The 24,341-nt window shown below is 35.3% G+C and carries 26 protein-coding genes; 14 read left to right on the top strand and 12 right to left on the bottom strand.

What is annotated here, in order from left to right; all coding sequences use genetic code 11:
- The 6 genes from GJV76_RS00845 to trpA are packed head-to-tail and all read left to right on the top strand — an operon-like array spanning position 1 to position 4,918.
- On the top strand, positions 1 to 561 hold the full coding sequence (locus tag GJV76_RS00845) for an anthranilate synthase component II (protein WP_155090750.1): 561 nt from the start codon (positions 1 to 3) through the stop codon (positions 559 to 561).
- 4 nt (positions 562 to 565) lie between these two features.
- Positions 566 to 1,555 carry an anthranilate phosphoribosyltransferase gene (gene trpD, locus GJV76_RS00840; protein WP_155090749.1) on the top strand — a complete coding sequence of 330 codons (990 nt, stop codon included), beginning with the start codon at positions 566 to 568 and terminating at the stop codon, positions 1,553 to 1,555.
- On the top strand, positions 1,552 to 2,343 hold the full coding sequence (gene trpC, locus GJV76_RS00835) for an indole-3-glycerol phosphate synthase TrpC (RefSeq protein ID WP_155090748.1): 792 nt from the start codon (positions 1,552 to 1,554) through the stop codon (positions 2,341 to 2,343). The genes trpD and trpC overlap by 4 nt, the downstream gene beginning before the upstream one ends.
- Complete coding sequence (locus GJV76_RS00830) at positions 2,340 to 2,972, top strand: phosphoribosylanthranilate isomerase (protein ID WP_155090747.1); 633 nt, start codon at positions 2,340 to 2,342, stop codon at positions 2,970 to 2,972. Before trpC ends, GJV76_RS00830 begins: the two co-directional genes overlap by 4 nt.
- Entirely contained in the window at positions 2,959 to 4,149 is a 1,191-nt protein-coding gene (gene trpB, locus GJV76_RS00825) for a tryptophan synthase subunit beta (RefSeq protein WP_155090746.1), read from the top strand. The genes GJV76_RS00830 and trpB overlap by 14 nt, the downstream gene beginning before the upstream one ends.
- Positions 4,139 to 4,918, top strand: coding sequence for a tryptophan synthase subunit alpha (gene trpA, locus GJV76_RS00820; RefSeq protein ID WP_155090745.1), 780 nt, complete (start codon positions 4,139 to 4,141; stop codon positions 4,916 to 4,918). Before trpB ends, trpA begins: the two co-directional genes overlap by 11 nt.
- Positions 4,919 to 5,069: 151 nt before the next feature.
- Here the strand turns inward: trpA and GJV76_RS00815 are convergent, their stop codons facing one another.
- The 4 genes from GJV76_RS00815 to GJV76_RS00800 all read right to left on the bottom strand — a co-directional run bounded on the left by GJV76_RS00815 (position 5,070) and on the right by GJV76_RS00800 (position 8,636).
- Positions 5,070 to 5,201 (bottom strand): FeoB-associated Cys-rich membrane protein, encoded by a 132-nt coding sequence (locus tag GJV76_RS00815; protein ID WP_155090744.1) that lies wholly within the window; start codon positions 5,199 to 5,201, stop codon positions 5,070 to 5,072.
- Positions 5,202 to 5,208: 7 nt separating this feature from the next.
- Entirely contained in the window at positions 5,209 to 7,317 is a 2,109-nt protein-coding gene (feoB, locus tag GJV76_RS00810) for a ferrous iron transport protein B (RefSeq protein WP_155090743.1), read from the bottom strand.
- Positions 7,318 to 7,362: 45 nt separating this feature from the next.
- A complete protein-coding gene (locus tag GJV76_RS00805) occupies positions 7,363 to 7,590 on the bottom strand; it encodes a FeoA family protein (protein WP_160339034.1) in 228 nt (75 codons plus the stop codon).
- 335 nt (positions 7,591 to 7,925) lie between these two features.
- Positions 7,926 to 8,636 (bottom strand): SCO family protein, encoded by a 711-nt coding sequence (locus tag GJV76_RS00800; protein WP_155090741.1) that lies wholly within the window; start codon positions 8,634 to 8,636, stop codon positions 7,926 to 7,928.
- 159 nt (positions 8,637 to 8,795) lie between these two features.
- Between GJV76_RS00800 and GJV76_RS00795 the strand changes: the two genes are divergently transcribed.
- A complete protein-coding gene (locus tag GJV76_RS00795; RefSeq protein ID WP_155090740.1) occupies positions 8,796 to 10,865 on the top strand; it encodes a M13 family metallopeptidase in 2,070 nt (689 codons plus the stop codon).
- A gap of 57 nt (positions 10,866 to 10,922) precedes the next feature.
- Here the strand turns inward: GJV76_RS00795 and GJV76_RS00790 are convergent, their stop codons facing one another.
- Both GJV76_RS00790 and GJV76_RS00785 read right to left on the bottom strand, forming a co-directional pair.
- On the bottom strand, positions 10,923 to 12,512 hold the full coding sequence (locus tag GJV76_RS00790) for a S41 family peptidase (RefSeq protein WP_155090739.1): 1,590 nt from the start codon (positions 12,510 to 12,512) through the stop codon (positions 10,923 to 10,925).
- Between the two features lie 8 nt (positions 12,513 to 12,520).
- The gene (locus GJV76_RS00785) at positions 12,521 to 12,949 is read right to left on the bottom strand and encodes a deoxycytidylate deaminase (RefSeq protein WP_155090738.1); all 429 of its coding nucleotides are present in this window, start codon (positions 12,947 to 12,949) and stop codon (positions 12,521 to 12,523) included.
- A 210-nt stretch (positions 12,950 to 13,159) separates the two neighbouring features.
- Between GJV76_RS00785 and GJV76_RS00780 the strand changes: the two genes are divergently transcribed.
- The gene (locus tag GJV76_RS00780) at positions 13,160 to 13,588 is read left to right on the top strand and encodes a tellurite resistance TerB family protein (protein ID WP_155090737.1); all 429 of its coding nucleotides are present in this window, start codon (positions 13,160 to 13,162) and stop codon (positions 13,586 to 13,588) included.
- Between the two features lie 66 nt (positions 13,589 to 13,654).
- Here GJV76_RS00780 and fbp read toward each other — a convergent pair whose 3' ends face one another.
- The gene (gene fbp, locus GJV76_RS00775) at positions 13,655 to 14,671 is read right to left on the bottom strand and encodes a class 1 fructose-bisphosphatase (RefSeq protein WP_155090736.1); all 1,017 of its coding nucleotides are present in this window, start codon (positions 14,669 to 14,671) and stop codon (positions 13,655 to 13,657) included.
- A 96-nt stretch (positions 14,672 to 14,767) separates the two neighbouring features.
- Here fbp and GJV76_RS00770 point away from each other — a divergent pair, with 96 nt between their 5' ends.
- Both GJV76_RS00770 and GJV76_RS00765 read left to right on the top strand, forming a co-directional pair.
- A complete protein-coding gene (locus GJV76_RS00770) occupies positions 14,768 to 15,238 on the top strand; it encodes a GNAT family N-acetyltransferase (RefSeq protein WP_155090735.1) in 471 nt (156 codons plus the stop codon).
- A gap of 3 nt (positions 15,239 to 15,241) precedes the next feature.
- Positions 15,242 to 16,495, top strand: coding sequence for an aspartate kinase (locus GJV76_RS00765; RefSeq protein ID WP_155090734.1), 1,254 nt, complete (start codon positions 15,242 to 15,244; stop codon positions 16,493 to 16,495).
- A 47-nt stretch (positions 16,496 to 16,542) separates the two neighbouring features.
- Here GJV76_RS00765 and GJV76_RS00760 read toward each other — a convergent pair whose 3' ends face one another.
- Positions 16,543 to 16,743: a hypothetical protein gene (locus GJV76_RS00760; protein ID WP_155090733.1), complete on the bottom strand. Its 201-nt coding sequence runs from the start codon at positions 16,741 to 16,743 to the stop codon at positions 16,543 to 16,545.
- A 208-nt stretch (positions 16,744 to 16,951) separates the two neighbouring features.
- Between GJV76_RS00760 and GJV76_RS00755 the strand changes: the two genes are divergently transcribed.
- Entirely contained in the window at positions 16,952 to 17,401 is a 450-nt protein-coding gene (locus tag GJV76_RS00755) for a GNAT family N-acetyltransferase (protein ID WP_155090732.1), read from the top strand.
- Positions 17,402 to 17,457: 56 nt separating this feature from the next.
- Here GJV76_RS00755 and GJV76_RS00750 read toward each other — a convergent pair whose 3' ends face one another.
- Positions 17,458 to 18,330, bottom strand: a complete 873-nt coding sequence (locus GJV76_RS00750; protein WP_155090731.1) for a DUF3592 domain-containing protein — start codon at positions 18,328 to 18,330, stop codon at positions 17,458 to 17,460.
- 9 nt (positions 18,331 to 18,339) lie between these two features.
- Complete coding sequence (locus tag GJV76_RS00745; RefSeq protein ID WP_196216208.1) at positions 18,340 to 19,155, bottom strand: hypothetical protein; 816 nt, start codon at positions 19,153 to 19,155, stop codon at positions 18,340 to 18,342.
- A gap of 769 nt (positions 19,156 to 19,924) precedes the next feature.
- Between GJV76_RS00745 and GJV76_RS00740 the strand changes: the two genes are divergently transcribed.
- The 3 genes from GJV76_RS00740 to GJV76_RS00730 all read left to right on the top strand — a co-directional run bounded on the left by GJV76_RS00740 (position 19,925) and on the right by GJV76_RS00730 (position 21,479).
- Positions 19,925 to 20,143 (top strand): hypothetical protein, encoded by a 219-nt coding sequence (locus tag GJV76_RS00740; RefSeq protein WP_155090729.1) that lies wholly within the window; start codon positions 19,925 to 19,927, stop codon positions 20,141 to 20,143.
- Between the two features lie 217 nt (positions 20,144 to 20,360).
- Positions 20,361 to 20,921: a 2'-5' RNA ligase family protein gene (locus GJV76_RS00735; protein WP_155090728.1), complete on the top strand. Its 561-nt coding sequence runs from the start codon at positions 20,361 to 20,363 to the stop codon at positions 20,919 to 20,921.
- A 210-nt stretch (positions 20,922 to 21,131) separates the two neighbouring features.
- The gene (locus GJV76_RS00730; RefSeq protein ID WP_155090727.1) at positions 21,132 to 21,479 is read left to right on the top strand and encodes a tRNA-binding protein; all 348 of its coding nucleotides are present in this window, start codon (positions 21,132 to 21,134) and stop codon (positions 21,477 to 21,479) included.
- A gap of 81 nt (positions 21,480 to 21,560) precedes the next feature.
- Here GJV76_RS00730 and GJV76_RS00725 read toward each other — a convergent pair whose 3' ends face one another.
- Together GJV76_RS00725 and GJV76_RS00720 are read right to left on the bottom strand one after the other, a co-directional pair.
- The gene (locus GJV76_RS00725) at positions 21,561 to 23,213 is read right to left on the bottom strand and encodes a hypothetical protein (protein WP_155090726.1); all 1,653 of its coding nucleotides are present in this window, start codon (positions 23,211 to 23,213) and stop codon (positions 21,561 to 21,563) included.
- 6 nt (positions 23,214 to 23,219) lie between these two features.
- On the bottom strand, positions 23,220 to 24,320 hold the full coding sequence (locus GJV76_RS00720) for a DUF2891 domain-containing protein (RefSeq protein ID WP_155090725.1): 1,101 nt from the start codon (positions 24,318 to 24,320) through the stop codon (positions 23,220 to 23,222).
- Positions 24,321 to 24,341: the final 21 nt, after the last annotated feature.

Below are 24,341 nucleotides of genomic sequence, written 5' to 3'. Positions count from 1 at the left end.
ATGAAAATACTTGTAATAGATAATTATGACTCCTTCGTCTACAACCTAATCTACTTAATCAAAGAATTTGGCGAACACCAAATAGACATCAAGCGAAACGACGAATTAGATATAAGTGCAATCCAACAATATGACAAAATACTGCTTTCACCTGGACCAGGTATCCCTGAAGAAGCAGGTCAACTCATGGAGGTAATAACTAAATATGCACACACAAAAGATATATTGGGAATATGTCTCGGCCACCAAGCTTTAGGACAATACTTTGGTATGCAACTAACACAACTACCTACACCACTGCATGGAATCTCCAGTACGATCAATATTGTAGCAGAGGACAAACTATTTGACGGACTAACCAATGCGTTTCCTATTGCACATTATCATTCGTGGGTTGTAGATACTCCGACAGAAGATATAGAAGTATTAGCCTACGATGGCCAAGGAAACATCACAGCATTTAGACATAGAGATTATCCCATCAGAGGATTGCAATTTCACCCAGAATCAATACTGACTATAACAGGAAAGCAAATTATAAACAACTGGTTAAAAAAATAAAAGGATGAAAGAAATACTCAATCAATTGACACACCATAAAACCTTGAGCAAGGCTCAAGCCAAAGAGGTACTATATAACATGGTTAACCGAGCTTATTCAGACATGCAATTAGCGGCTTTATTGACAACGTTCTTAATGCGTCCAATAACATTAGAGGAGTTAAAAGGATTCAGAGAAGCTATGGTCGAATTGGCAATCAAAGTTAATTTAAGTGAATTCAACCCTATGGATATGTGTGGCACAGGAGGAGATGGCAAAGACACTTTTAATATCTCTACCCTTGCCTCTTTTGTTGTTGCAGGTGCGGGAATACCAGTAGCAAAACACGGAAATTATGGAGTTTCTTCCATCTCAGGTTCTTCAAGTGTAATGGAGAATTTAGGTATACACTTTAAATCATCTGAAGAAGATTTAAAAAAACAGCTAAAAGAAGCGAACATTTGCTTTCTTCACGCCCCTTTATTTCATCCTGCCATGAAAGAAATTGCTCCAATACGCAAAGCCTTAGGGGTCAAAACTTTCTTCAATATGTTAGGCCCCTTAACGAACCCTGCTCAACCCAAAGTACAACTTATTGGATTATTCAACCTTGAGCTACTGCGTATGTATCAATACTTTTTACAACAAGAACAAACACAATACAGTATTGTACACTCTCTTGATGGCTACGACGAATGTAGCTTAACCTCTCAGTGCAAGATAGCTACCAACACAGGAGAGCGAATCATTGATGCTTCGCATTTTGATCTAAGCGCAATAAAACAGCATGACATCAAAGGAGGAAATACAGTAGAAGAATCTGCACTCATCTTTTGGACAATCTTAAAAGGAAAAGGAACAACACAACAAAGCAATGTCGTCTTAGCTAATGCAGCATTGGCCATACAGACCTACTACCCTAAATTGACTATAACAGAAGCAATGGAACGAGCAAAAGACTCCCTGTTCACAGGTAAAGCAAAACAATCTTTTGAAATACTGAGACAACTATGAAAAATATACTTGATACAATCAAAGCACAAAAAATACGAGAAGTCGAACACCGAAAAGCATTAATAACTGAGTTAGAATTACAAAACAGACCGCTCTTTCACAGAGAAGGAATATCCTTGGTAGATAAAATAAAAAGGGAACATACTCCTCACATTATAGCTGAATTTAAGAGACAATCCCCTTCCAAGGGTATCATTAGACCAAATGCCGATTTGCTAAACATCACGACGGGATATCAGAGAGAAGGAGCTTCTGCTATCTCTGTTTTAAACGATTCACAATTCTTCGGTGCACAATCAGATGACTTTAGTACAGCAAGAGTAACATTAAACGTACCACTGCTTCAAAAAGACTTTATCGTCGATAAATATCAAATTACAGAGGCGAAATCTTTAGGGGCTGATGTGATACTCCTAATAGCTAAATTACTTCCACCAGAGGTCATAAAACAGCTAACAGATTATGCACATCAACTCGGATTAGAAGTCTTGTTAGAAACTCACAGTGAAACAGAAATAAGAGAACATCTCTCCACAGAGTTTGATCTGATTGGAATCAACAATAGGGACTTAAACACTTTCTCGGTAGACATTGACAATAGCGTTGCCCTAAGTCAATTGCTTCCCAACAAAGCAATTAAAATAGCTGAAAGTGGTATAGATAATGCCAGCACAATTAGCAAGTTATACCAACAAGGTTTTTCGGCCTTTCTAATTGGAGAATACTTTATGAGAGCTCCTGAACCAGCAATAAAACTAAGAGAAACCAAACAAGCATTAGCACTATGAATCAAGTAAAAGTTTGCGGTCTGAAGTACAAAGAAAACATACAAGAACTAACTTCTTTGCCAATTGACTATATGGGGTTTATCTTTTATCCTTCATCCAAGAGATATGCAGGTAATCTCGATACAACCCTACTAAGCGACATACCATCGACTATAAAAAAGGTTGGAGTGTTCGTCAATGCAAAGCTCAGCGAGATACAAGACATAGTGACGTTGTACTGCCTGGACTATATACAGTTACACGGAGCAGAAACAGTAGAAGATTGCAATTACTTTTATCAACAAAATATACCTATAATCAAAGCCTTTGCAATAACAGACACTTTTGATTTCAAGCAAACAGCACCTTACGAAAAATACTGTTCCCTATTTGTATTCGATACCGCTTGTAAACAATACGGAGGAAGTGGAAAAAGTTTCGACTGGACTATACTTCAATCCTATAACGGAAAGACACCTTTCCTTCTTAGCGGAGGGTTGGGATTGCAGAATATCAAAGAAGCACTAAAAATAACACATAAGCAACTAATCGGTTTTGACCTAAATAGTCAACTGGAAACCGAAATTGCTCTCAAAGATTGCAAACAGATACAAACAATAACGAATATCATAAAACATGAAACACTTTAATCCAGATGAAAAAGGATACTATGGTCAATACGGTGGTGCCTTTATTCCAGAAATGCTACAAGCTAATATCATAGAGTTACAAGAACACTACCTAACTATCATAAAAGACGAGTCCTTCATAGTAGAATATCAACAATTGCTAAAAGATTATGTAGGTAGACCTACCCCTTTGTTTTACTCTAATAACTTGTCAAAACAGTACAATGCCAAAATATATCTCAAGAGAGAAGACCTCAACCATACTGGAGCACATAAAATAAACAACACCATCGGTCAAATACTCTTAGCCAAAAGACTAAACAAAAAACGTATCATCGCGGAAACTGGAGCGGGGCAACATGGAGTGGCAACAGCGACAACATGTGCCTTATTGGGTTTAGAATGTACTGTATTTATGGGGGCCGTAGACATAGAAAGACAAAAGCCGAACGTAGAACGCATGAAAATGCTCGGTGCTGAAGTTGTACCAGCACTAAGTGGTAGTCAAACACTTAAAGATGCAACAAATGAAGCTATACGAGAATGGATAAACAACCCAAAAGATACACACTATGTCATAGGTTCTGTTGTAGGACCTCATCCCTATCCCGATATGGTGGCTAAATTTCAATCTATAATCAGCGAAGAAATTGCCAAACAATTAATGGAAAAAGAAAATACTGACAAACCTGACTATGTCATTGCATGCGTTGGAGGAGGTAGTAATGCTATGGGGGCTTTCTACCACTTTATAGATAACGGCCATACTAAACTAATTGCTGTTGAAGCCGCAGGAAAAGGAGTAGATACAGAAGAAACCGCAGCCAGTATCACCTTGGGGCAAAAGGGTATTATACACGGTAGCATGACTTACTTAATGCAGACCGCAGACGGTCAGATTATCGAACCCTACTCTATCTCGGCAGGATTAGACTATCCTGGAATAGGTCCTGCGCATGCTTACTTAAGCGATATAGGCAAAGTAACAGTAGAAGCGGTGACCGATGAGGAAGCTATACAAGCCGCCTTTCACTTGACAAAGACAGATGGCATAATCCCTGCCCTTGAATCGGCACATGCACTTGCTATTTTAGAAAAGGTAAAATTCAACCCATCTGATATTGTTGTTGTCAATGTATCAGGGCGAGGAGACAAAGACATGCTCACTTATTCAAAATACTTTACTCATGAAAAATAGAATCACACAATTATTCAAACGAAAAGACAAAGAGATCTTATCTATCTACTTTACCGCAGGATACCCTAACTTAGATAATACCACGACTATATTAACTCACTTGGAACAAGCAGGAGTAGATCTGGTAGAAATAGGTATTCCGTATTCCGACCCTTTAGCAGATGGGCCAACTATACAGAAAAGTGGACAAATAGCTTTAGACAATGGAATGACACTTCAAATACTCTTTGAACAACTTAAAAACATTCGCGAAACAGTTCAAATTCCAATTGTACTCATGGGGTATCTCAATCCCATTCTACAATATGGAGTAAACAATTTTTTGCAACAGTGTGCCGTCCTTGGAGTAGACGGTATTATAGTTCCAGACTTACCTATGGAATACTACAAACAACATTTTGAAGAAGCATGCCATACGCTTAATATCAGTAATATTATGCTGATTAGCAATGAAACTTCACAAGAACGCATCAGACAAATCGACCAATGTACAACGGGTTTTATCTATATGGTATCATCGAATAGTATCACAGGTGCAAACAAAGACCTGAATACTCAAACGGATTACTACAGTCGAATTCAACAAAACAAACTAAACAATCCAACTTTAATCGGATTCAATATACACAATAACGATACTTATAAACTCAGTTGTCAATATAGTTCAGGAGCAATCATTGGATCTGCTTTTGTCAAGCATATAACAGCAAATGGTATCGCTCAAAATAGTATCAATAATTTTACTAATCAAATTAAAAACAACAACTAAATGCAAAACACGATTTCCCTATAATGTCTATAAGAAGGGTTTAAGACTGTATTATATAATTTATACAACACTTCTAAGAAATCCTTGAGTTATGACAAAAAGAAAAAGGCAGTCAACATAGACTGCCTTTTGATTATCTCTCGTTTGTGAATTAGGAACAACCGCAGCTACCCCCACCACAAGAACCTTTTTTCTTAGAGTTATTCTTCCAAAAACTCTTTTTGATCAAATAGCCTACCGCAATAATTAAAAAAGCATAAGCTATAATTTCTTGATATCCCATCGTGATTTTACTTTAATAGTTGGAATGTTAACATTGCTGCAAAATAAGCAAACGCTGTCAGGAAAACTAATTGAAATATTGTCCACTTCCATGACTTCGTTTCTCTTCTTGTGATAGCAACCGTAGAGGCACATTGCATTGCAAAGGCATAGAATACCATCAAAGACAGACCACTGGCTAAAGTGAACACTGGCTTTCCTGTATCTGGCCATACTTCTGCACTCATTCGTTGCTTAATAGTACCATCTTCATCTTCTTCGCCACTTGAGCCTACATTGTATATTGTAGCAAGTGTTCCCACAAACACCTCTCTTGCGACAAAGGATGTAATCACCGCTATACCAATTTTCCAATCATAACCTAAAGGTTTAATAACTGGTTCAATTGATTTACCAATAATACCAATATACGAATTTTCTAATTTATATCCCTCGATATGATCTTCTAAGTCAGTTTCAGAAACCTCTTGCCCTTTGTACTGTTCAGTTACAATTTCCTCAGCGTTCTCAAAACGTTCACCAGGTCCATGAGCCCCTAAAAACCAAATAATGATAGATAAAAAGAAAATAATCTTTCCTGCTCCCAATACGAATGCCTTTGTTTTCTCATACATGGTACTAACTACATTCTGAAAAATAGGAACTCTATACTCAGGCATTTCAATCACAAAATACGATTTAGCCGAAGAGCGAATAAAGAACTTCAACACCCAAGCTAAGAACAAGGCCGAAAGGAATCCCAACAGATAAAACAACGTCAAAGTCAACGCTTGTAAACTAAGGAAACCAAACAAATGTGTATCTGGAATCACTAACGCAATCAATATAATGTATACTGGTATTCTCGCAGAACAAGTTGTCAATGGCGTTACTAAAATAGTTAGCAAACGCTCTTTTGGGTTCTCGATATTACGAGCAGACATAATTGCAGGAATCGCACAAGCATTTCCTGAAATTAATGGCACAACAGACTTACCACTCAATCCAAAAGGACGCATTAGTCTGTCCATTAGAAATACAACTCTACTCATGTATCCCGTTTCTTCTAAAATCGAAATAAACATAAATAAAATGGCAATTTGAGGAATGAAAGGCATTATCCCACCAATACCAGGTACGATACCGTCCGCAATTAAGTCAGTAAGTTTCCCCGGCTCCATCACTTCGTGTACCCAAGTAGATAAATTGGCAAACTGATTATCGATCCAGTCCATTGGATAACTTGACCAAGTAAAAATCGCTTGGAATACTAAAAGCATAATAGCAAAGAAGATTACATATCCCCAAACTTTATGCGTTAATACCCTATCCGCCTTACTCAACAAATCAGTAGCTTGTTTAATATCTTTCTTATAAACTTCTTTCAGTAAGTCATTGATAAACTGATAGCGTTTAATTGTTTTCTTTTGTTGAAGTCTTTTTACCTCAGATTCACTTAGGTGAATCCCCTTTTCTTCCAAAGACGCCTTAGTTAACTTACCAATCTTTAAATCTTGAGAATACACCATCCACAATTTGTAAATAGGTTCTGCTGGATAGGTCAAAGCTAACTTACCGAAGAAGTCAGAATCAGCAGCAGTAGCATTCACTGAAGGTTCAATAGAGTATTCCCTATAGTTGCCAATAGCTGTCTTTAAATCATCAATACCTTGTTTTTTCTTCGCACTGATTAAAACAACTTTCGTTTTTAATTTTTCTTCTAATTTCTGGATATCTAATGTAATTCCCTTTTCAGACATACGATCTGCCATATTAATAGCTAAGACTGTAGGGATACCTAATTCCTTTACTTGCGTAAATAGAAGTAGGTTTCGCTTGAGGTTTTCAATATCTGCGACAACAACAGCTACATCAGGAAAGTCTTCGTGTTGTGGGTTAAAGAGTAAATCTAATACAATGCGTTCATCTAATGAGCTTGCATTGATACTATAAGTACCTGGCAAATCGATAATCTTAGCATTAACGTCATCTGTTAACTTAGCTACACCGCTAATTTTATCAACTGTTATACCTGGATAATTCCCAATCTTGTGATTCAATCCTGTCAAGGCATTAAACACAGAAGTTTTCCCTACGTTTGGATTACCAATTAGGGCAACATTTACATTATTTTTCATCAAATACTCTTCGTTATAAAAACAATAAGAAAAAGAGGCTACTCTTTATTCAATATCAATCAGAATTTCCTTTGCTAACTCTTTTCTAATCGATAGATGTGTATCATTTACACACAAGTAGATTGGATCTCCTAAAGGAGCAACTTCCAACAATACCACCTCATTTCCAGGTAGGCATCCCATTTCTAATAACTTCAAAGGAACATTTTGCATATCGTAGTCAGCAATGATACCTTTTGTGTTTTTTTGCAATAAGTCTAAAGTCGTACTCACTTTATTTAGATTTAGTTTATATTGCAAAAATAAACAAATATCAAAACTTATCCCATTAGTTATAAAAGTTTTATTATTAGAATTGATACTAAATCAAACATCTATACCTCAGTTTAAGTAATAGTAAAGGATTTCAAAGAAAATAGAAAAATACACTTTTCAATTATTCTACCACACGATTTACTACAAAACACAGCTGACCAAGCAGTAAAGTAGGCAAGAAGTATCGTTTTTGACCATTATTATACCCTTCTATTGGCTATTATACAAAAAAAGAGGAGCTCGATGGAGCTCCTCTTACTATACTAACAAATAAAGTAACTAAACTGTATTCTCTACTTTTTCTCTTTTTTCTCATTTTCATATAGCCACTGAATATCTTCCCATAGCTCTTGCATATTCTTACTCTCAGGGTCTTTGGTATCAAAATTAGTTCCGTCATAAAAACCTCGTATACTGCCCTCACTATCAACTAAAATAAAATTCTCTGTGTGAACCATATCATACAATTCTTCTGTTGACCCAGTTTTTACAGCTAAATAAGAATTTCGGGCAATAAAGTAAATATCTCTTTTATCTCCAGTAACCAGATTCCATATATCGTCATTCACACCTTTATCCAGTGCATATTGCTTCAATACAGGAACAGAGTCAATATCTGGAGTAACCGTATGCGACAATAACTTAACGCCCGGTAAATCTTTAATTTTATCTTGTAACCAGACCATATTATCCCCCATAATAGGGCAAATAGTAGGACAAGTAGTAAAAAAGAAATCGGCGACATAAATATGGCCCAAATAATCTTTATTTGTAATAGTATCTCCATTCTGATTAACGAATTTGAAAGGAGCAATACGATGCGTTCTCTTATTAGCTTGATGTTGAATCAAACTATCTACCATCTCAGGATTTACCATTGAAGGGGTGTACACTGGAAGTGACTTTCTTGTTTTCAATGCAGAATAAAACATGACCATTATTCCTGCGCATAAAAGGAAGAAGAAAAGGAAGAACAATCTGTATTTTTTAAAGAAATCGAACATATCATTTGAGTTTGTACAAACTTACAAATTCAAAGGTATAAATTGGTTAAAGTCTTTATAAATACATTAGTTACAAATAAATTTGACAAAAAAAATATAAACCAAAGATATTTTCTATTTTTGTTACAATATCTTTAAAAACGAAAACTATTTTATACTATGAACAAAAAAGTATTGTTGACTTCTGCGTTTGCTATAGCAACCTTAGTAGCTTGCAAAGACGGCAAAAAAGCTGACGAGTCAAAAAACCAAGAGAATCACGGTATCACATTAGAGTATATGGATACATTAGTAAAACCTGGTGATGACTTCTTTCGTTATGTAAACGGTACTTGGTATGACCAAACTGAAATTCCAAGTGATAGAACAAGATGGGGAAGCTTTGACGAATTGAGAAAAAACACAGACAAAGACGCTTTGGCAATCTTAGACGAAGCTGCTAAAAATCACAACCTTGATTCAAAATCTGATCAAGCGAAGGCTGTTGCAGTTTACGAAACATACTTAGATGAAGCGACAAGAAACAAATTAGGAGTAGATCCATTAAAACCTTACTTAGATAAAATTAACGCAATTGCTACAGCAAAAGACGTTACAAAATTTATCAACGACCTTGCTGATGAGGGTGGTTTAGGATTCTATTCTTCATATGTATACGCTGATGCCAAAGACTCAAAAGCAAATACAATTTACGTTAGCCTTGGTAGTTTAGGCCTACCTGACCGTGACTATTACTTAGAGGATAGCGAAGATATGAAGACGAAACGCGAACAATATGTTGCTCACGTTACTCGTATGTTATCAATGATCACAGCTGATAGTAAACAAGCTGAAGAAGAAGCAAAACTTGTTTTAGCTTTAGAAACAAAAATGGCAGAACCTCGTTTGACAAGAGTTGAAAGAAGAGATAGCCGTCTTACTTACAACCCAATGACGATTGCAGAACTTCAAAAAGTATTGCCTATCGTAGATTGGACAGCTTACTTTGAAGCTAAAGGATTAAAGAATATTGATAAAGTTGTGGTTTCACAACCAAAATACATGAAAGCGCTAAACAATATTCTTGCTGACAAGAATATCAGCAGCATTAAAGCTTATTTAAAATGGACTTTAATTAACAGCAATGCATCTTACCTTTCTACTGAGATAGAAAAAGCTAACTGGGAGTTCTATTCAAAAACACTTGAAGGTGCAAAAGAACAAAGACCTGTAGAGGAAAGAGCATTAGCAGTTGTTAACGGTACTGTTGGAGAAGCATTAGGGCAATTGTACGTAGAGAAAAAGTTCCCTGCTGAAGCTAAAGCTAAAGCACAAGCAATGATTAAAAATGTACTGACAGCTTTTGGTGAGCGCATCAAGGCTTTACCTTGGATGGCAGAAGAAACTAAAAAAGGGGCATTAGAAAAATTAGCTACAACGACTGTAAAAATTGGTTATCCTGACAAATGGGAAGACTATTCTGCAATGGTAATCAAATCACCTGCTGAAGGAGGAAATCACTTCGACAATATGAAAAATGCAGAGAGATGGGAAGTAATGAAAAACAATGCTGATTATGGACAACCAGTTGATAAATCACGTTGGGGGATGTCTCCTCAAACAGTGAATGCATATTTCAATCCAATCTATAATGAGATTGTATTCCCTGCAGCTATTCTTCAACCTCCATTCTATGACTACAAAGCAGACGAAGCTATCAACTACGGTGGTATTGGTGCTGTAATCGGGCATGAGATTTCTCATAGTTTCGACGATTCTGGTGCTCGATATGACAAAGATGGTAACTTAAACAACTGGTGGACTGATGCTGATTTAGAGCAATTCACAACATTAGGAAACAAACTTGCGGCACAATACAGTGCATTAGAGCCATTACCAGGAGTATTTGTTGATGGTAAATTTACATTAGGAGAAAACATCGGAGACTTAGGTGGTGTAAATGCTGCTTATGACGGTTTACAAATCTATCTTAAAGAAGAAGGTAATCATCCTGGAAATATTGACGGATTCACACCAGAACAACGTTTCTTTATTTCATGGGGAACTATTTGGAGAACGAAAGCTCGTGATGAAGCGATCAAAAACCAAGTAAAAACTGACCCACATGCTCCAGGACATTATAGAGCTTATGTTCCTCTACAAAATGTTGATGCTTTTTACCAAGCATTCGATATCAAAGAAGGAGACAAACTTTACATCAAACCTGAAGAAAGAGTAAAAATTTGGTAATCCCAAAATGTGATCATAAAGAAAAGGAGGACTTAATGTCCTCCTTTTTTTGTATTCTTACTCTACGTTATTCCTAATAAGCTTATCGACTTTCTCTAACATATCATCGCTTTTAATCAACCATCTATAATAGTTTTCTTCGTCGAATAGTTGATTCAAAAATTCAGCTGTGATATAGTGTTTTACTAACTCTTTTCTCCTATCTAATTTAAAGTATAGTTTATTTTGTTCGAGGTGTTTTATAAAGCGATTGTAAAGTCGATTGTCATTCATAACAAAATCTATTAATGATTCCGAACTCATTTGCTCATAAGCTAATCGATCTTTATCTATTTGCTCGAAGACAAAATAACTCGTGATTCCAGACCTCATCAACATAATGGTTGTATCTTCACCATGCTTCCCTTTAATGGGAATAAATACATCTGGTACAATTCCTCCACCTCCATATACAATTCGACCTTTAAGGGTTTTAAACTGTAAACTATCAGCAACCTTAATACTATCAGAGGCATACAACTCTCCGTGTGTGTACCTTGCCCTTAAATCATTATTGTATTCCTCTATGCCATTCTTATATGGTTTTTGAATTGACCGCCCAGAAGGTGTATAATACCTTGCTGTTGTTAATCTAATTGCCGAACCATCCCCTAACATTAACTCTCTTTGCACTAATCCCTTTCCAAAGGTTCTACGCCCAACCACAACACCTCTGTCATTATCTTGTATAGCTCCGGCAATAATCTCACTGGCAGAAGCACTACTTTCATTAACTAAAACATAAATGGGTTTATCTCTAAAAAGTCCTTTGCCTTTTGCATACGTTACTTTTTCAACTCCTCCTTTATTTACCGTCTTGACAATAACTTGTCCCTCATCTAATAAATCATCTAATATCTTGATAGACTGGTCTAAATAGCCACCACCATTATTCCTAACGTCGAGAATAAGCCCTTCGATGTTCTTGTTCAACAACTCTTTTAGCTTAGTATTAAACTCCGTATACGTAGTACTGGAAAAGCGATTTAACTTGATGTAACCATAATTATTATCGAGTTTAAGAGCAACATCCACACTCTTCAATGGAATGACATTGCGAGCTAAAGAAATAGCTAATTCTTCATTGGTTTTCTTTCTATAAACAGACAATACCGCTTTCGTATTTTCCTCTCCCCTTAATCGATCAGTAATAGTGTCATTTGTAACTTGTTTGCCAAACAATTTATAACCATCCACAGCTAATATTCTATCTCCAGCCATAATACCTGCTTTTAGAGCAGGTCCATCTGCAACACTTTTAATAACAGCAATTGAATCGCGATAGAAATAATAGTTTATACCAATTCCTACAAAACTTCCCTGCATAGATTCAGAAACACTTTTCATTTGTTCATTCGCAATGTAAACAGAGTGTGGGTCAAGCTGTTCTAAAATATTGGTAACCGTTTTATCAACAATAGAATCTGTATCGACTTTATCAACATATTCTTGTTCAATAAAGTCAATGAGTCTATTTAATTTCAGCTTATTGTGATTAGTAAAATAAACGCCTTTGGCACGATAAGAAGCAGACGTAATGAATCCTCCCAAGAGAATACCTAAGGACAGTGAAATAGTAATGATAAGAGGCCAAAAAAACTTTTTCATTTAATACATTAATCAAGTTCAGCAATCTGGAGGACTTCTACACCTGCTTTCTCTAAAAAGTGAACTCCTTCTAAATCCTTATACCCTTCAAGGTAAACAACTCTTTTAATACCTGCTTGATGAATCAATTTACTACAGTCACGACAAGGAGACATCGTGATATAAAGTGTCGCATCTTGACAACTTTGAGTAGATCGAGCAACTTTTAATATTGCATTGGCTTCAGCATGTAATACATACCAAAAGGTAGCGTCGTTTCCATCTTCACAACAATTATCAAAACCACTTGGCGTACCGTTATATCCATCGGAAATTATCATGCGATCTTTTACAATGATAGCTCCTACCTTTTTTCGTTTACAATAAGATAGTTGTCCCCATTCCTTAGCCATTTTTAGGTAGGCCTTGTCATATTTTGTAATCTTAGGATTGCTCATATCGTTTTTTAATTGTGTTTCTGAGTTTTAAACAAGTTAAACAAAAATACATATAAGTTTGCTATTTACTTTAGTATTCTATTTTCAAATTAGAGGCATTACATTATTGATAAACCATCGACTATATTTTTATTTTAAATTAACAATTAATAAAAATAATTTCACTAATTTACTATACAAAGAATATTAACAACCAAATAATTCAATAAGATGGCATACTCAGATTTGTTTGATACGGGATTTAAAGACCGCAACAGAGGCCATTTTGCCTCGATAGTAAGAGTGGCATTTGCCAATGGAAACTTTAGTATTGAAGAAAAGAAGTTTATAGATCAATTAGCTGATCGCTTAGAGATCTCCGAGGACGATTATATCAAAATCTTGGAAAACCCTGAAAAGTTTCCTGTCAATCCTCCCTATTTAGAAATTCACAGGATTGAGCGATTATACGATTTGGCAAGAATGGTTTACGTTGACCATGTACTCGGTAAGAAGCAAAAGGATATTTTGAAGAAATTCGCAGTGGCTTTAGGCTTTACTACTGAAGTAGATTACCTTGTTGACAAAGCTTTATCGCTTTTAGTATTAGACGTTGATTTAGAAACTTTTATCTACGAAATTAAAAGCTTAAAGAGATAATGACAACAAAGGCGATTCACTAAAAGTGAATCGCCTTTGTTGTTATTATCTTTATAAAACTCCTCCTTATATTTGAGGATACTGTGCCATAAATTCTTCTGCCTTCTCGACCATGTTCTTACTTCCACAAAAGAAAGGAACACGCTGATGAAGTTCAGTAGGTTCAATATCCATGATGCGATTATATCCATCAGAAGCTTTACCTCCAGCTTGCTCAACGATATATGCAATTGGATTACACTCGTACAACAATCTCAACTTTCCTTTCGGCGCTTTTGTACTTGTTGGGTAAATATAAATACCTCCTTTGAGAATGTTACGGTGAATATCTGATACTAAACTACCGATATAACGAGATGTATAAGGTCTATCGTTTTCTTCTGCTTGGCAGTACTTAATATAATCCTTTACTCCTTGAGGGAAGTGTACGTAGTTTCCTTCGTTAATAGAATAAATGTGACCATCTTGACTGATGCTCATATTAGGATGTGACAAATAGAATGTACCGATTGCAGGGTTCAGTGTAAAGCCATTTACCCCGTTTCCTGTTGTATACACTAACATAGTAGATGAACCGTAAACAATATAACCTGCAGCAACTTGATTTGATCCTTTTTGTAAGAAATCTTCTTGCGTAACAGGCGTACCAATTGGTGTAACACGTCTATAAATTGAAAATATTGTACCCACAGAAACGTTTACATCAATATTTGAAGAACCGTCAAGAGGATCCATAAGTACAACATACTTATTGTCGTTTCCTCCATTTTTCCCTTTAATTGCAATGAAATCATCTTCTTCTTCCGAGGCAATTCCACATACAATTTCTCTGTTTATCAAAGTTTTAATAAAAACCTCGTTTGCATAAACATCTAATTTCTGTTGTTGCTCACCTTGTACATTTTGTTTTCCAAAAGCACCTACGATGTCAACTAAACCTGCTTGATTTACTTGGTGACTTACGACCTTGGCAGCTAATCGTAGAGAATTAATTAATCTTGTAAACTCACCCGAAGAATATTTAAAATCTTCTTGTTTATCAATAATGAACTCTCCTAAAGTCTGGTTTCTTTCTGTTGTCATTTTAAAAATGATTCTTAGTTGTGTCTTTAATTCTGCAAATATCGTTAATTTTGTTATTCTACAGAACTAATAACCAAACTAAAATCAAATAAAACCATGAACATTAGAAAAGCTATCGCTACAGATATGCCTCGTGTATTAGAACTAATACAAGAACTTGCCTTTTATGAGAAAGAACCTGAAGCAGTAGTATTGACAGTGGATGATTTAGTCAGAGATGGTTTTGGTGAACGTCCGCTTTTCGAAGCTATTGTCGCTGAAGTGAATGACGAAATAATCGGCATAGCACTTTATTATAATCGATATTCCACGTGGAAGGGAAAGACAATCCACTTAGAGGATTTAATTGTCAGCAAAGACCACAGAGGAACTGGTGCAGGCAAAGCACTTTATAATGAGGTAATGAAAATCGCTAAAGTGCAAGGGGTAAGAAGAGTGGAATGGGTCGTTCTAAATTGGAATACACCTGCTATTGAATTTTATGAAAAATCAGGTGCTACCGTATTAGAAGATTGGTACACTGTACAAATGAATGAGAACGGAATAAATAATATTATCAAACAGTAATCCATGAGGGTATTCAAATTTGGGGGAGCCTCAGTACGCGATGCAGAAAATGTAAAAAACGTTTGTCGTGTATTACAGACAGTAGGCTACAAAGATAGCCTTATCGTTGCCTCAGCAATGGGGAAAACAACAAATGCACTGGAAGTAGTGGTTCACAATTATTTCCAAAATCGCTTTGACTTAGCTGAATCAGTAGAAGTAGTAAAAAAATATCACTTCGACATAGTAAACGAACTATTTACGGACAAAGAACACCAAGTATTTGTGCGATTGAAAGAGCTTTTCGATTCGATTACTTATTTCTTGTTAAACAACAAATCACCAAACTACAATTTCGTTTACGATCAAATTGTAAGCTACGGTGAAATAATCTCCACCACAATACTCCACTTTTATCTACAAGAATGCGGCATAACAAACAAGTGGATTGATGCCCGTAACGCACTAAAAACGGACACTGTTTATCGAGATGCCAATGTGAATTGGGACATAACAGTAGAAAATATTAAACGAGAAATAAACACTGATGACTTGTGTATCACACAAGGTTTTATAGGATCGGATTACAATGGATTCTCGACTACTCTTGGTCGAGAAGGATCTGATTATTCTGCAGCTATTTTTGCTTATGCGTTAGAAGCGCAAAGTGTGACCATTTGGAAAGATGTTCCTGGTGTATTAAATGCTGATCCTCGCTATTTTGAAGATACCACATTATTACAGCATATTTCTTACCAAGAAGCTATAGAGTTAGCCTTCTATGGTGCATCAGTGATTCATCCAAAAACGTTACAACCTCTTCGACAAAAAGAGATTCCATTATATGTCAAGTCTTTTCTGAACCCGACTTTGGCGGGAACTAATGTCTCGAAAGGGGCACCTTTAACTCCGCAAGTTCCTTGTTTTATTGTCAAGAAAAATCAATTGTTAATCTCGCTTTCATCTAAGGACTTCTCTTTCATCATGGAACAGAATATCAGTGATATATTCAAACTCTTTTGTGAATACAATATCAAGGTGAATGTAATTCAAAACTCCGCAATTAGCTTCTCGGTATGCGTAGAGGATAAGTTTAATCACTTTGAGGATTTAAGACTTCGATTAGTCAATGATTACAAAGTAAGCTATAACGAGAATGTATCTTTGTATACCGTAAGACACTTTGACAATAACTCTGCCGAGCGAATCCTAACAGGAAAAACACTATTACTCAAACAAGTAAATAGAGAAACAATGCAGATTGTCACTAAAGAATAAAAATAAGGGAGCTCTATGGGGCTCCCTCAATATATCAATTAAACAATTTAAAACTCTTGATGTGTCTTAGTGATAAGGTGAAGAATTAGAATATCAACTAATACAGTGATACATAACGCGCCATAAAATATAGGGTCTTTAAGATAACATGCATAATCTCTAATGCAAACAGTACTACTTAGGAAATAGAACTTATAAAAACCGTAAAATACCATTGAGGTAATCAGTGTGTAAACTACATACTTCATCGCAATTGTTTTTAAAGTTATTCTGATAAAATTACCTCAACAAAAAAACAACAACAATAAGATAATCAAACAATTACAATAAAATCATTCTACAATCAAAGTTATCGTCAACTGTAGTTTACATCATCTACTGCAACACAATCAGCAGGCGCTCTACCTTACTTTCAAAAACCTGTAACTTTACACCAATAAATTTATCGCTACAACTATGCTAAATATTATCCGAACAGATGCAACAAACGAAGATTTCATCAATCTAACCAAAGAGTTAGACGACTACTTAAAGACAACTGATGGAGATGAACACGACTTCTTTGATCAATACAACAAATTGGATCAGATTAATCATGTCATTATTATCTATTTCGACAATATTGCAATAGGTTGTGGAGCTATAAAGCCCTATGACCAGCATACTATAGAAATAAAAAGAATGTATACCAAACCAAACGCACGAGGAAAAGGTGTTGCCTCTACTATACTAACCGAATTAGAAAAATGGAGTAAAGCGCTGGGCTATTCGCGTTGTATTCTCGAAATGGGTAAACGTCAAACACAAGCTGAAATACTCTACCGAAAAAACAATTATACACTAATTCCGAACTATGGTCAATACCAAGAAATTGAAAGTAGTATTTGTTTTGAAAAAACGCTATAAGAAGATAGTCTTACCACACTGCCATTTGACTTTCAATTTGTAGTGATCTCCACTATTTACTTTCTCTTAATTAGGGGGTTTTCTTTTCTCTTTGCATTACTCTCCTTAGGAACTGCCACTCCAGACCAACTTCCGCCCCCTGTTCTTACCCATTTAATATCGTTGGACTGTATCATTTTGATGTATCCCCAAATACCAAACATTAATATCAAAATAAACAAGACCAATATAAGTGATACATACCAAGGCACTTTGTTTCCATAAAATAATGCCATAATTAAAAGCCCTTCAAAAAATATCATTATAGCAGGAATGATGATGCAAAGCCCTACAAATTTGATAACACGATTGTATCTCTGCATTTCGGCATCGGTAGCATACAACAGAGCCCCCCATAGCAAATACAAAAGAAAAAACAATAGTAAACATGAACCCAAAAAAAGTAAGGTGGTTATAAATCCAAAACTAACTGCTTCATTGGTCTTTTCTTTGTAAAAAAGAGAAATACGATCTCCTAATTGAGGCTTAGTACTGGTAGAATAAGATAACTTGTGTAGTACATTTTCACCCGCCCGAGTTTGAAATTCTACTATTGGCGTATACATCGTCTGACTTGAACCAGAGCCCCTACTTCTATGAGAATCAAAAGACACAATCTTTGCATCGTAGTAATCCCCTTGAACAAAAAAAGTCGCATCAGCGTATATCTTCGAACTCAAAGCCAGAATTAATCCTAAAGCTAATTCTAATAAAAAATATACAACAATAAAAACATAGACAACCCTGAAGCGATTTATCCTACCTCTACCTTCGATGACATTTCTTTTACCAATGACAGTAGTCATCTTAAAAGTCAACCACAAGCTAAACAAAAGAGTCAATATCCTTGCCCCACTATATAAAGTGAATATTAATGGTAAATAGCTCATACAGTCGTTTTATCTATCAAAACGAGATGTTTGATGTTTGTACTTTACCTTGTCTCTTTTGATCAAATCGTTATTGATAGGAGTAATTACGTCTACTTCTTCAGTACTCCTTGAACTAGCATAACTACCTTGCTCTTTTTTGACAACAACGTCATTTTTCAAACGCATTAGTCGACGTATGAATACGAATACTGTGAAAGCAGCATATATATACAAGGCGATAAAAAAGAACTCTTTCTCATCTTCAAAACCAAAAATGCGATACTGAGAGAATGCATACAGAAAAAATCCAAAGAATAAGAGTGTTAATGGTTTAAAAAGCAAAGTAATTTGATTCGTTCTCTCAATTATCCTATTATCTTGCCCTACTTTCAATTTACTTATAATAACAGCAAGCAATGACAAAACTATTCTCAGGAAAAAGAAGAACACAAAAAGACTAAAGAAAATAATCACTAAACTTTCATATATAAACCAAAACTGATTGCCGTTTTCATCTATAAAAACAGTGTGTTCTTTACCCAAAAATACCTCTTGAGAAAGGTCCGTTATTAAATCAGACATAATAAAATCAGTTTTCCCATTTGGATAAGTCACTTCAATTCCCGTTAAATCACTTCCAAAATCACTGGGTCTTGTTTCAAGAACTCCTGTATACTCCACACCCTTACTTAACGCAATAAAACCTTTGTACGGCGATTCTCCAAAAGAAATAAGCCATGGGAATATAAAATACAAAACAATAACAGCCACAACGATTTGTACTGTATTTACACCCTTCTTAAGATGTTGTTCTTTTAGTTGCATGATTTTTTCTGATAACATTTCTATTTCACATCCTTGATTTCGTGATTTTTCAAAAAACAAAAATGTAAAAAACTATTTCACACAAATTAACGAAATTATTATTTATTAACAAGCAATAAATCAAATGAATAAACAACAAAACACCTATTTCATTAATAAATATTTTAAACCCACCACCAAATATATTGCAATAAAATAGCCTTACTTACCTTAAAGATAATCCCTTTGTAAATCCATTTTTAAATACTAACCTCAAACAGAAATGGTATAATCTCAAGAACAAACAGTATCAGCACAAACGTGAAACTTTCAAAAAGCATTCTCTTGTCGAATAAAACTCCGAAAAAATATAAATAACGTGAGTTTAATATAAGAGATTAAAAAAGCCAATATTATTTAAAACAATGATTTATAGGAACTTATCTTTCTTAAAAGATTAATCCTATCTTATATAGTAACAGAATAACCGAAGTTAAAGATAAGTCAAACGTAGTTTGCAAAGTAGATTAGCATGCTTTATTAGGGGCGTTTTCTTGCACTTCCTTAGGGATTCCTTGCACTTTTCTAGGGGTTTTCTTGCCCAGAGGGCACTTTTGTCGAAGAAAGGTGCAAGAAAATATCACGCAACACCGAAGCATATCGGTATAAACTTATAGGCTGGTTGGGAATAGATAGGAGGAAGTCATAAACTGCAGATTTGAATCGAATTCACGTTAAATAATCTAAATGACTAAGTTCTCCAACTAAAATTTCGTATCTTACTGTTAAATCTAAAAACCCATTAATTATGAAATACGTTGTAGAATTTTCTGCCTTAGACTTTGACAGTAATGCATTAAATATTGATTTTAAAAATCACCAAATTGAAAATCCAATTGTGCAGGTATCACGCCTAATAGATGAATTCGTTTACCAGGTAGAGCCTTGTAAAATATACATTTCCAAAGCCCACAATATTAATATTTCCGTTAAAGAACCTTTCCATGGGCGAATGGTTATCTTATAGAACAAAACCGAAAAAATATAAATAGTGTAAAACCCACTAAGATTACTCAACAGCAGTAATACAGTAGAACCTGTTACTGCTGTTGAGTCAATACCAACCTATCCACAATTTCGAATCCTTATAAAAAGCCATCTGACTAGTGTATAATTGCAGACAATTTAGCAATGCCTGGACAATTTATCTATTTTTGTCTTTCTAAGTATCGAATAAGCGACGTATGATTAATAAGTATTCCCTCTGTTTTCAACCTGACGAAACAACTATTGACGTAGTCAAACAAATGAAGTTAAAACTCGCTGAGGCAATAGGATGGTACAATAGTAAAAATGCTTTAGCTCACATAACTATTGTTGAATTCAAATCCGATAGTACGGGAATCAATAAGATGGCTGCCTTAGTCGAACAATTATGTGCTACTTACCAACCAGTAAAAGTTACCTTAGATCACTTTGGTCAATATCCCAATGGCGCTTTCTTCTTGGGAGTAGATCCCTTTTCGAAACCAATATTACAGGACTATGCCAAAAATATTCAAGCAAGAATAACAGTCCCTAATTCCTACAAAAATAGTGAACCTCACTTGTCAATCGCTCGGAAATTAAACACTGAAAAGCTATCTATCGCTCAATCTACTTTTGACCAACCAGCCATTTCTTTCATATGTGAACAAGTTGCCCTTCGTCAATTCAACCCTGAACGTGGACAGTACGATATCATCAGTATCTTCCCTTTCTTGAACTTACCATCAAGTGAACCAGAGCAGTTATCCCTATTTTAATTTTTCAAATAGATCAGATAATCGCATTCTTATCCATTATTAGCGAATAACACAAAGCGCTAAATGTCATTGTTTTACAAACAAAAACACCCCTGAAAACATTCCGAAAAAGCGTATAAGTAAGTACTTACTCACCTTGAATTATCATGCAACTGGATAGCAAAAAAACAATTATTTCATTACTTTTGAATTTAATCACAATCAAAAAAAATGGAGAATAACAACAATACATTGACTTGGGACGAGTTTTCGAAAGTAGAGATGAGAGTGGGAACTATTGTAGAAGCAGAAGTATTCACTGAAGTGAGAAACCCTGCCTATAAGCTAATTGTAGACTTTGGGGAAGAAATAGGTAAACGCAAATCATCTGCACAAATTACCAAGCTTTATACAACTGAAGAACTAATTGGCAAACAAGTCGTAGCAGTAGTTAACTTTCCACCAAAACAAATTGCTAACTTAATGAGTGAATGTTTAGTTATGGGAGCAGTAGAAGGCAAAGAAGTTACTTTAATGACAATGGATAAGCCTACAAAGAATGGACTGAGAATAGGATAGATGGATAATTTCCATACAGGATATATCCCCTACATCAAACGAGATAATAAAAGAAAAAGTGATACTTATTCTTTTATTATCTTATCCCTTAAACTTTTTAAAAATAAGTTCTTCGGCAATATTAAATGTACACTTGGCTGTATTTGTTGACGTAAAGTTATCAGACATTCTTGATTTGAAGGCACTGATAAAAGTCTTATTGTCATCTTGATAAAATTCTACCATCGCCTCATAAGCGTAATCCTCTAAACAATGGAGAATCCGGACCTGATAGTGTCCCAGTTTATCCAGTCTTCCGACCTCTCGATAGTGTTTATCACCATACTCAAAAATAGTATAAAAATACTCATTGAAATGACCATCATCAATCTTTAAACTGTCGGTTCTTATGAGATTAAATATATCGTCAAACCTCTTGTCAATAGAGCCTTCAAAGGTATCATAATTGTTATGTACAGGGCTTTTTAGTACACTTCTTCCTTCGATAAAACAGTCAATCAAGTTTTCTTCATTGGGAAAGCCTTGCCCACAGCGTTCTTCAATTTGAATTTCATCAATAAAAACCTCTTTAGCGCGATGCGTAGTAGGATACAAATTCAAATGAAACAAAGGAAAACCATGTTCATCTCTCAATAAATCAATACCATACACATTATTATCACTAATAATAACCCCTGCATTAACCTTATTGATATAACAAGCCATATCATTAGTTACAATACAAGTAACCAATAGTGTTCCTTTAACATACAAACTTCCATATTTGCCTTTGGCATATAACATCTCTCCTCGTACATCTCCGCCAATATAATGTGTATTACCACATAGAAAAGTATTTTGGGCATATAGCTCCTTCATCACGATCAAACTTGGAGCAGCATCTACCTCTCGACTGAATAGAGACGTTTTAACTCTTAAATTACCCAAGAAAATATACCCGAGTGCTATTATATTAAAACCTTCGACAGCATATTGTATGTCTAAGTAATCAACAGTAACATCGTCTTCAGCTACTAAGAAAAATCCATCTTCATTTTCAAAATTAAAACTATCTTCATCAAACAAGAGGCCATCGCCTATCTTAACACTGTTTATCTCTTTCAACAAAGCAAGTCCCTCTCTTGGACTGACAACTTTAAACCATATTCCCTGATGAAAAACACTTTTTATATGATATTCCCTATCGAGATCAAGCGAAGCTTCTTCCCTATTGTTATTGACTAAAGCAGACACGCTATCGTCAAAGTTGACATAGTCATTGAGCAACAAAAGATAGTCATACATAAATACAAACCAAGGGAATGCTTTTTCTTGATAGATCTGGGATTTCTTATCGAGATAATCAGGCGCCTTGTTAATATTGCTATTTTCTTGATAACCGACAAGGACCTCATCAAAAGCTTTGGAAGACACATCAAAGTAAAAGTGAATCTGCTCAAATACTGCTTCGTTCACAGCTAATAAATGACAATAAGAAATAGTGAGATTCAAGATAGAACCTTCTTGATGAAAGTAAAACAAAAAGTTTTGTAACTCTAAACTATCCAGCTCATTGTCATACAATTCACTAAATGAATTTGTAATATCTGCCACGCGATCATCACTTTTTAAATCTAAAAGTTGATTATGGTAAATATCAGCCACTATTGGCAGATTGTAGATTTCCAACAGTGTTTGTACTGATAATAAGCTTTCTTCTCTTTGATTGCCAAACAAATCCTTTAGTACCATCATTCAATCTTATTTGTGCAACAAAGTATACAGTGCAAAGGACCCTAACCAATGGCTCCCCATATAATCGTCACCTGATATATTTTTAAATGCTGAGTCAAAGTGTTTATCAGCTATAGGCAATAACACTTCTGTCAGAGAGGGTACCTGTTTAGCTATATCGTACAAACAAGTAGCTCTACTAAAATTTAGACCATCTAAGTGTACCAGTTGTCCATCTGTACGGTCTGATACTTGAGCCACATCTAAAGAAAAATTACTTTCGAAGATTGAGGGCAAAAATGCTTTTAACCAATGCTCAAACTCTGAAATAGTCAACACTTTACTCATCAGTCTTGCTTCTTCAAAACAAGGAGATAAAAAATCACTGCCACTTGGCTCATAACTAAGGCTACAGTCTATATCTTTTTCATAGAGACGCTTTGAGCTCTCTATGATGACTTGTTCAAACGTAGAGTTGTTTGTATTCCTCGCGTACTCTAAAGCTAATGAAAGTCCAAAGGCAGAATTATTATGTGTCCCTGTACGAATTGGATACAACAATTTAGGTAAGTATTCTTCATAGCGATCTACTAATTTATCCGCCAAAGGTTGTAGTACTCTTGCCCATCTTTGTGCATCTTCATCTTCCCACTGTAGGAGTGCAGAGTGAAGTTCGAAAAACCAAGCCCACCCGTAAGTACGCTCAAAGCTCTTATTGTTTACATCATCGAAAAAAGCAAGCTCTACAGCTAAGTTTTCTTTGGTAATTAATCGATTCAGTCTATTTCGAATTTCCCCATCCTTATCCAATTCGGGAAACTTTTGCATCAGAACAACAATAGACCAAAATCCATGTACAGAGGAGTGCCAGTCGTAACAACCATAGAAGATAGGTCTTAACGTTTTAGGAGTTTTTAAATCGCTATCACTACCCAAAGTCTGCCCCAATCTGTTAGGGTATTCTAACTCAATACAGTGCAAAGGCAATTCTATTATTTTCTGTGCTTCTTCTACCCCTAACTTCGTTGACTTGATATCAGTTATTTCCACTTTTTTCTGTTTCCCTTCCTTTGAATCACAGCCAATCAATCCAAGACATACAAGACCAATCAATCCAATATATTTCATTATAGTATAGTTGTTTAATGT

It is taken from the genome of Myroides albus (assembly GCF_009711045.1).
Taxonomy (GTDB): domain Bacteria; phylum Bacteroidota; class Bacteroidia; order Flavobacteriales; family Flavobacteriaceae; genus Flavobacterium; species Flavobacterium album_A.
The sequence above is the reverse complement of the archived record's forward strand: the minus strand, read 5'-3'. Positions and strand labels throughout refer to the sequence as shown.